Consider the following 8449-nt stretch of genomic DNA (forward strand, 5'->3'; position numbering starts at 1 on the left):
CAAACAATGAAATTTATAGCTATAAATTTCTAAAAATAAAAACTATAAAATTAAATTTTTGGAGGATAAGATTATGGCAAGTGCAAACGCATTAGGAATGATAGAAACTAAAGGATTAGTAGGAGCGATAGAGGCAGCAGATGCAATGGTTAAAGCTGCAAATGTACAATTAGTAGGAAAAGAACAAGTAGGTGGAGGATTAGTTACTGTAATGGTAAGAGGAGATGTTGGAGCTGTTAAAGCTGCTACAGATGCTGGAGCTGCAGCTGCTGAGAGAGTTGGAGAACTAATATCAGTTCATGTTATACCAAGACCACATTTTGAAGTAGATGCTATATTACCAAAAGTATCAGCTGAGTAATATAAATGCAATTTTAAAATTTAAATTTTGATTAAAAAAGAGGCTATCTCAAAAATGAGTCTTACTAATAAACTCAATGTATTTTGAGGTAGCCTTTTTTATACATCTAATAGGAGATGTGATAAAATGGGTGTTTTAACAGAAAACGAAATAAAAAGAAAAATAGGAAAAAACAAAGACAATGTAACTGAATTCTATATAGAAAAAGGACAGATAATAACTCCTTCTGCAAAATCTTATTTAACTGAGAGAAGTATTGAACTCAAATATATTGATAAGCTTTCAGATATAAATAATGAACCCAAAGAAGTTATAAAAGAAGTAGTTAAAGAGAAAACATATAAATATACTACTGTATTTGGTGCTAAATTGGATGAAAAACCAGAACATATGACTCAATTAAATGGAAATCTTTTAGTTTTTAAAGACCATAAAAGAATAATACTAAGAGGTAAAATAGATTCTCTTGAATCAGAAATACTAAAAGCACAGATTCTTTGCCAAAAACTAGGTATGCCAAAGCTTGTTAAGGAATTACAAGAGGTATTAGACTTTGTAAGAAATATAATGAGATGTGAGGTTTTAGAAGAAAAACTAGAAGATTTTAAACTTTTAGGATTGACTCCACAAGAACTTAGAGAACAATCTCACTATCCTAAAAAATACTTTGGTATAGGACATGAGTTCCCAAGTTATGAAATGGGAGAAGTAGTAGTAGCTATAAATAGTATAAGAAGCAATACACGAGAGGTTGAACTTGCAGCTTACGAAGCATTTAAAGGTGAGTACGGAAATGTTCAAAGAGAAGATTTAATAAAGGCACTTAATAGATTATCGTCAGTATTTTGGATAATGATATATAAAGTTAGAACTAATAAGTATAAGTAGTTGGAGGACGCAATGGAGAGTCTATTAAATGAAATAGTAGAAGAAGTAATAAATAGAGTTAAAAAAGAAGCATTCATAGAAGTTGAGGCATCAGGAAGACACGTTCACTTAAGTAGAGAAGATGTAGATAAATTATTTGGTAAAGGATATACTCTTACAAAATTAAAAGACTTATCTCAACCAGGTCAATATGCTTGTAAGGAAAGAGTCACAATAACTGGTCCTAAAGGAAGTATAAAAAATGTAGTTGTACTTGGGCCATGTAGAAATGAAACTCAGGTAGAAATATCTTTAACAGATGGTTCAACTCTTGGATTAAAAGCTCCTATAAAACAAAGTGGAGACTTAGAAGGTACTTTAAGTATTAAAATATCAACACAACATGATGAAGTTGAACTTGATAAGGGGTTAATGGTTGCTAAAAGACACATACACATGACTCCTAAGGATGCTGAAAAATTCAATGTATGTGATAAAGAAATAGTTGAAGCTAAGGTAATGGGTCAGAGACCTTTAACATTTGATGATGTAGTAATAAGAGTTAGTGACATCTTTAAAACTTACATGCACATAGATTATGATGAAGCCAATGCATGTGGCTATTCAAAAGGGACTGTTGCTAAAATAATAAAGAAAGCATAAATTAATTTAACTTCTAATTTCATTTACTATATACAATGTTGGAAGTATTAAAAATACATAAAAGTATGAAAGATGAATATAGAAAATACCTCTAGGGAGGATTAAATATGAATTATGATGACCTTGTAAATCTAATAATAGAAGAAGTTTATAAAAAAATAAACAATAATGAATTGAAAGTATCTAGTAAACCTAAAGCTGTAATTGTATTTGAACAGGATAGTAGTAAATTTAACTTATTAAAAGATGAATTTGAAATAGTTGAATTTGATAGAAGTACAAAAGAGTGTGAAATAGTGATAGTTTCGAAACTTTGTATGAGAGGATTATCAAACATAGCACTTGGGAATTCAACAAGTGAAGAAGAAAGATTTATACTAAAAATGATTATGAAGGGTAAGAAAGTATATCTCTTAGATGAAGGAATTGAATACAAAAAATATAAGGATACTGCACCAAAAGCATTATATAAGAAGTTTATGTTCTTTGAAGATGAAATATGTAAATTTGGTGTAGAAATTATAAAAGACTTAAATACTATAAATAAAAATAAGTTAAGTATAAAAAGTGAAGTATCAAGTGCTATAGTTTCTAAAAAAGAAAATACAAAAGCTTTAAATAAAGATATAGAAAGTCTAAACAATGTAGAAAGTATGAAGATAGATACTGAATTTAGTTTAGATTTAAGAAATAAAAAACTTATATCAGAAGCTGACTTAAGAAAACCAACTATAAATGGAGTTAAAAATATACTAGTTAATAAAAAAAGTATAATAACGCCATTAGCTGTAGACTTTATGAAAATACACCATCTCAAACTAAAGAAAGTGTAAGGAGGTAATTTTATGGATATAGGAAAAGTTGTAGGTAATGTTTGGGCCACAAGAAAAGATGAAAAATTATGTGGTCAAAAACTTTTAGTTGTAAAAATTTTAAAAACTAAAGACACGTACAAGGAAGGCTTCATGGTTGCAGCCGATAATGCAGGAGCAGGAAATGGAGACTTAGTTCTTATATCCAAAGGTTCCTCAGCTAGAGAATCGATTGAAAAAGTTCATGTTCCAGTAGATGCAACGATAGTTGGAGTAGTCGATTCATTTGAAGTGTTTGATGAATAAAAGTATAGGCACTATAGAGTTTAAAAGTATAGATAAAGGTATAGAAATTAAATTCACAATATATAAGACTGTAATATCATCAGTAGACAGTCAAATAATAAAAAATCTAATAAAATAATGGGGGAACTATGAGTATAAATGAAATTATAATCTATGTAATGGCAGTCTTCATGGTACTTGGGGCTATAGATAAATGTATAGGTAGTAAATTTGGTCTTGGAGAACAATTTGAAGAAGGTATAATGGCAATGGGTTCACTTGCAGTTGCAATGGTAGGTGTTATATGTCTAGCACCAGTTCTTGCTGATGTATTAAGACCAATTGTAGTACCAGTGTTTGATATGCTTGGAGCTGACCCAGCTATGTTTGCTGGAAGTTTGTTAGCTAATGATATGGGTGGTGCACCACTTGCCCTTGAGCTTGCAAAAGACCCTAATGCTGGATTATTTGGAGGCTTAATAGTAGGTGCTATGATGGGACCTACAATAGTGTTTATAATACCAGTTGCACTTGGAATAATTGAAAAAGAAGACCAAAAATTCTTAGCAACAGGAATACTTGCAGGGATAATAACAATACCTATTGGAGCATTTGTTGGTGGATTAGTTGCAGGATTTGAAGTAATGATGGTTCTTAGGAACTTGATACCAATAATAATATTTGCAGTCGTTATAGCACTTGGATTATTGAAATTTGAAAATGCTATGATAAAAGGATTTACATATTTTGGAAAGGGTGTAGTGATAGTTATAACTTTAGGACTTGCTGCTGCAATAGTTGAAGCCTTAACAGGGATAGTTGTAATACCTGGAATGAAGCCAATAGGTGAAGGTATAGAAATAGTTGGAGATATTGCAATAGTTTTAGCAGGAGCATTCCCATTAGTATTTGTTATAACAAAGGTATTTAATAAACCATTAATGGCTTTAGGAAAAGTTCTTGGAATGAATGATGTATCAGCTGCAGGGCTTGTTGCAAGTTTAGCTAACTGTATACCAATGTTTGGTATGATGAAAGATATGGATAATAGAGGAAAGATAATAAACGTAGCATTTTCTGTATCAGCAGCATTCGTATTTGGAGACCACTTAGGATTTACAGCAGGATTTAATGCTAATATGATAACACCAATGATAGTTGCTAAATTAATTGGTGGTATAACAGCAGTCTTATTAGCTATGGTTATAGCAAGTAAGACATTAAAGAAGGAGAATGTATAAGATGGATATAGCAAATATAGATAAAAACTTAATTGAAACATTAGTAAGACAAATAATAGAAGAAAAAATAAATGGAACTAAAGATACTGTAGATTTTGTTAGAAATAAAGATGTTAGTGGAATAACTTCTATAAAATTACCAACTGTAAAGGTTAGTGAATCTGATAGATTAGATACAGGAAACCCAAGCGATGTAGTTTACACAAAAGATTTATTTACATTAGAGGAAAGCCCAAGATTAGGTTGTGGTATGATGGAAATGAAGGAAACAACTTTTGACTGGACTCTAAACTATGATGAAATAGATTATGTAATAGATGGAACTTTAGATATATTAATAGATGGAAGAAAGGTTTCTGCTTCTTCAGGTGAGTTAATATTTATACCAAAAGGAAGTAAAATACAATTTTCTGTACCTGATTATGCTAGATTTATATATGTAACATATCCAGCAGATTGGGCATCTCAAAATTAACAAGAAACTGAATTAAGTTAATAATAATCAAATAAATGTTAATCCCCCTACGTTTAAAAATAGACGTAGGGGGATTAACATTTATTTTTTATAGAGAAGTTTCTCTTAAAACTACATTTTCATTTCTCTCAATTAGATGTCTAATAGACCATTCATTTTGAAATAACAATACTGGATTGCTATTTTTATCTTCAACTAATATTGTATCCATTGGTATTGAAAGCTTATCCGATTTAAAAGTATCAGGTTCAATCCAACGTATATAACGATAAGGTAGTGTGTTCATTATCATATCAACACCATATTCTTGTTTTAGACGATATTCTAAAACTTCAAATTGAAGAACTCCAACTACTCCTACAATAAGTTCTTCCATACCAAAATTAGGTTGTTTGTATATCTGTATAGTACCTTCTTCTGATAATTGTGTAAGACCTTTTAAGAACTGTTTTCTTTTAAGAGCATTCTTTGTAGATACTCTTACAAAATGTTCAGGAGCAAATTGTGGTATGCCAGTGTACTGTAAATTTGATTTTTTTTCACTTAATGTATCACCAATATTAAATATTCCTGGATCATGTATCCCTATAATGTCACCTGGATAAGCTGAATCTATTATAACACGGTCTTGTGCTACAAACTGTTGAGGTTGTGAAAGTTTAACCTTTTTGTTTCTTTGTACATGAGTTACTGTCATACCTTTTTCAAATTTACCAGAGCAAATTCTTAAAAATGCAATTCTATCTCTATGAGATTTATCCATATTAGCTTGAATCTTAAATATAAATCCTGAGAAGCTATTAGAATTAGGGTCAATATCACCTAAATTACTGCTACGAGGATTTGGCGGAGGTGTTATTTCTAGAAACGATTCTAAAAATGGTTCTACACCAAAGTTAGTAAGGGCACTTCCGAAGAACACAGGTGTCAATTCACCATTTAATACTCCGTCTAAATTAAAATTATCTCCAGCAATATCTAAAAGTTCAATATCTTCTAGTAGTTTTTCATGAAGAGCATCACCTAATAAAGTATTAAATCTTTCATCAGATATATCTCCAGTTGTAGACTTAGCAATAGATTGTCCATGGTTACCATCATCAAATAGTTCAACTTGGTTTTTATGACGATTAAACACACCTTTGAACTCTTTACCAGAACCAATTGGCCAGTTTACTGGGCAAGAGCGAATTCCTAGAACATTTTCAATATCTTCAAGTAGTTCAAAGGGATCCTTTCCTTGACGGTCCATTTTATTTATAAAAGTAAAAATTGGTATTCCTCTCATTTTACAAACTTGGAATAATTTCTTTGTCTGATCCTCGACACCTTTAGCAGAGTCAATAACCATTACTGCACAGTCTGCTGCCATAAGAGTCCTATAAGTGTCCTCACTGAAATCTTGATGCCCTGGAGTGTCAAGAATATTTATACAAAAGTTATTATATTCAAATTGAAGAACACTTGATGCAACAGATATACCTCTTTGTTTTTCAATTTCCATCCAGTCAGATACTGCATGTTTTTGAGATCTTCTTGATTTAACCGATCCTGCTTCACGAATGGCACCACCATATAATAGAAACTTTTCAGTTAATGTAGTTTTTCCTGCATCGGGATGGGAAATGATTGCAAAGGTTCTTCTTCTTTTAACTTCATCAATCAAGCTTAAATTTTGTTCTGTCATTTTTTATCATCCTTTATTTTAATTTTACGATTATCCAAATATAAAAAATTATATTTATTAATAGTTTTAAAATGAACATAATTTTCCATATGCTATAAAAAACTACAATCCTATTAATATTATAACTTTATTGCAAAACTGTCAATATAGAAACCTTTATTTCACACTCAATTGCACTCTCAAGAGACTCATCTTTTTCAACTTTACCACCAGGAAACTCCCGCATATTTGGAAGACTCATTTGTTGGGATATTAAAGCACATAATATTTCATTATATTCATTATTAAATCATGGAATAACCAGTATTAGAGCATTAAATCATTTGGAGTAAGAATAGAGGATAATATGATAAAAGAGTTAGAATCTAAATGGATGGATTTAAACAAAAAAATAGATTAATTTCTAAAGTTGCACTTTTATAGAAAGCGCATCACCAATATCATGTGTAACTAAAATAGTAGACTTATTTTCATTTTTAATAATACTATAAACATCATCACAAACCAACAATCTAGTTTGATAGTCAAGAGCTGAAAAAGGTTCATCTAAAAGTAAAACATCTGGATTTACAGAAAGTGTCCTAATAAGAGCAACTCTTTGTCTCATACCACCAGATAATTCTTTAGGATACATGCTTCTGAAATCCCATAGTCCATAAGTCTTTAAAAGCTCTTCAACTCTATCTAAAGATTTTTTGTCTTTTTTTCCTTGAATTTCCAAACCAATAGTTATATTATCCATTATATTTCTCCATTCAAGCAGATTATCTTTTTGAAACATATATCCAATATTTCCAGTAATCTTTACATCACCGCTAGTTGGTTTTAAAAGATTAGTAAGAATATTTAAAATTGTAGATTTTCCGCTTCCAGAAGGTCCGAGTAATGTTAGTATTTCGCCTTCTTTCAAATTAAAATTTACATCCTTTAATACTTCAAGTTCGCCTTCCTTAGTGTAGAAGTTCATATTGATATTTTTAACTTCTACTATGTTGTCATTCATCATGCCACCCCCTATAACTTTTAGCTCGTATATATTATGTTATTAACATTACAACCTATTTGTACCATTTTTCATAAATATAATATAAATATTTTGTTTATTTACGTATTTTCTTAGTAACTTGTACGTATAAATTAGAGATAAATAAATTATAAGGTAGGGGATAAAATTGAGTAACATAATAACTAATTTGATAGAGTCAATATTTACTAATCCAATAACTATATTATTTTTACTTGCAATAACTTTGTATTCTATTTTTAAAATTGTAGAAAACAACAAGTTGTATTTGTTTGTAAGTTCAAAACTAGAAGAAATCAACCGAGACTATAAAACGAGTGTGTTTTATAGCAAAATAAGGAATGATTACTATACATATAGTAAAGAAAATCCTTATGCTGATGTAAATATAACTTCATTTGTAGAAGAAGTTGTATCAGATTTAAAATATAATAACTTACCAATATTAGAAAAAATTAGAAGCATAAAAAATTCATCTTCAATAAGTATATTACTTGGAGTTTTAGGTACCTTTGTTGGGCTTTCTACAATGCTTTTATGTGTTGATACTAAAGATATTATAAATTCACTTCCTTCGACTATTAGTAGCATGCAAACTGCATTTACAACTAGTATATTTGGAGTGGTATTTTCTCTAATTATAGGATATTTTACAAAGATAAAAGACTGTGAACATGTTTTGATACAAATAATGTTAAAATCTGAGAATCTACTGACATCTGAGGTAACTCATATTAAATCAGAAAGAATGGACTTAAAAGTAGAAGAAGTAAAAAATACAATAAAACAAATAAGCAAGTCTATAGAAGCTATTGAAAAATTTGATAAAATATCTAAAGACTTAAATGATTTTAATGACGAATTTATCAGTGGAATAGAAGCTTTAAAAAGTCTTTTAGAAGGCTCTCAAAGTTCTATTAAGACATTTGACCAAAGTGTAAGAAAATTAGATAAACAGTTTAATATTTTAAATGTAAAATTTGTGAAACTGTTTGATAAGTATGATAATCAAGATAATATAAATAAGGAAATTC

11 protein-coding genes are annotated in these 8449 nt (G+C 29.7%); 9 read left to right on the top strand and 2 right to left on the bottom strand.

Going from position 1 to position 8449, the window contains the following annotated elements:
• Positions 1 to 73 precede the first annotated feature (73 nt).
• From eutM to KGF48_RS17030, 8 genes are all read left to right on the top strand, one after another.
• Complete coding sequence (eutM, locus tag KGF48_RS17000) at positions 74 to 361, top strand: ethanolamine utilization microcompartment protein EutM (protein WP_003423991.1); 288 nt, start codon at positions 74 to 76, stop codon at positions 359 to 361.
• 126 nt (positions 362 to 487) lie between these two features.
• Entirely contained in the window at positions 488 to 1249 is a 762-nt protein-coding gene (locus KGF48_RS17005; RefSeq protein WP_227839444.1) for a cobalamin adenosyltransferase, read from the top strand.
• Between the two features lie 12 nt (positions 1250 to 1261).
• Complete coding sequence (eutD, locus tag KGF48_RS17010; RefSeq protein ID WP_227839443.1) at positions 1262 to 1891, top strand: ethanolamine utilization phosphate acetyltransferase EutD; 630 nt, start codon at positions 1262 to 1264, stop codon at positions 1889 to 1891.
• A 107-nt stretch (positions 1892 to 1998) separates the two neighbouring features.
• Positions 1999 to 2724: a TIGR02536 family ethanolamine utilization protein gene (locus tag KGF48_RS17015; RefSeq protein WP_227839442.1), complete on the top strand. Its 726-nt coding sequence runs from the start codon at positions 1999 to 2001 to the stop codon at positions 2722 to 2724.
• Positions 2725 to 2736: 12 nt separating this feature from the next.
• Complete coding sequence (locus KGF48_RS17020; RefSeq protein WP_227839441.1) at positions 2737 to 3009, top strand: EutN/CcmL family microcompartment protein; 273 nt, start codon at positions 2737 to 2739, stop codon at positions 3007 to 3009.
• Positions 3002 to 3127: a hypothetical protein gene (locus KGF48_RS20420; protein ID WP_255640451.1), complete on the top strand. Its 126-nt coding sequence runs from the start codon at positions 3002 to 3004 to the stop codon at positions 3125 to 3127. Before KGF48_RS17020 ends, KGF48_RS20420 begins: the two co-directional genes overlap by 8 nt.
• 10 nt (positions 3128 to 3137) lie before the next feature.
• Positions 3138 to 4229 carry an ethanolamine utilization protein EutH gene (gene eutH / locus KGF48_RS17025; protein ID WP_227868303.1) on the top strand — a complete coding sequence of 364 codons (1092 nt, stop codon included), beginning with the start codon at positions 3138 to 3140 and terminating at the stop codon, positions 4227 to 4229.
• 1 nt (position 4230) lies between these two features.
• Positions 4231 to 4704, top strand: a complete 474-nt coding sequence (locus KGF48_RS17030; RefSeq protein ID WP_227841648.1) for a cupin domain-containing protein — start codon at positions 4231 to 4233, stop codon at positions 4702 to 4704.
• A gap of 88 nt (positions 4705 to 4792) precedes the next feature.
• On the opposite strand, the gene KGF48_RS17035 is transcribed toward KGF48_RS17030, so the two are convergent.
• Together KGF48_RS17035 and KGF48_RS17045 are read right to left on the bottom strand one after the other, a co-directional pair.
• Complete coding sequence (locus KGF48_RS17035) at positions 4793 to 6391, bottom strand: peptide chain release factor 3 (RefSeq protein WP_227839438.1); 1599 nt, start codon at positions 6389 to 6391, stop codon at positions 4793 to 4795.
• Positions 6392 to 6794: 403 nt separating this feature from the next.
• Positions 6795 to 7394, bottom strand: coding sequence for an ABC transporter ATP-binding protein (locus tag KGF48_RS17045; RefSeq protein WP_227482658.1), 600 nt, complete (start codon positions 7392 to 7394; stop codon positions 6795 to 6797).
• A gap of 169 nt (positions 7395 to 7563) precedes the next feature.
• Here KGF48_RS17045 and KGF48_RS17050 point away from each other — a divergent pair.
• Positions 7564 to 8449: hypothetical protein (locus KGF48_RS17050; protein WP_227868304.1), on the top strand; the 886-nt coding region annotated here is incomplete at its 3' end.

The sequence above is a fragment of the Clostridioides sp. ZZV15-6388 genome (assembly GCF_020657755.1).
GTDB lineage: Bacteria > Bacillota > Clostridia > Peptostreptococcales > Peptostreptococcaceae > Clostridioides.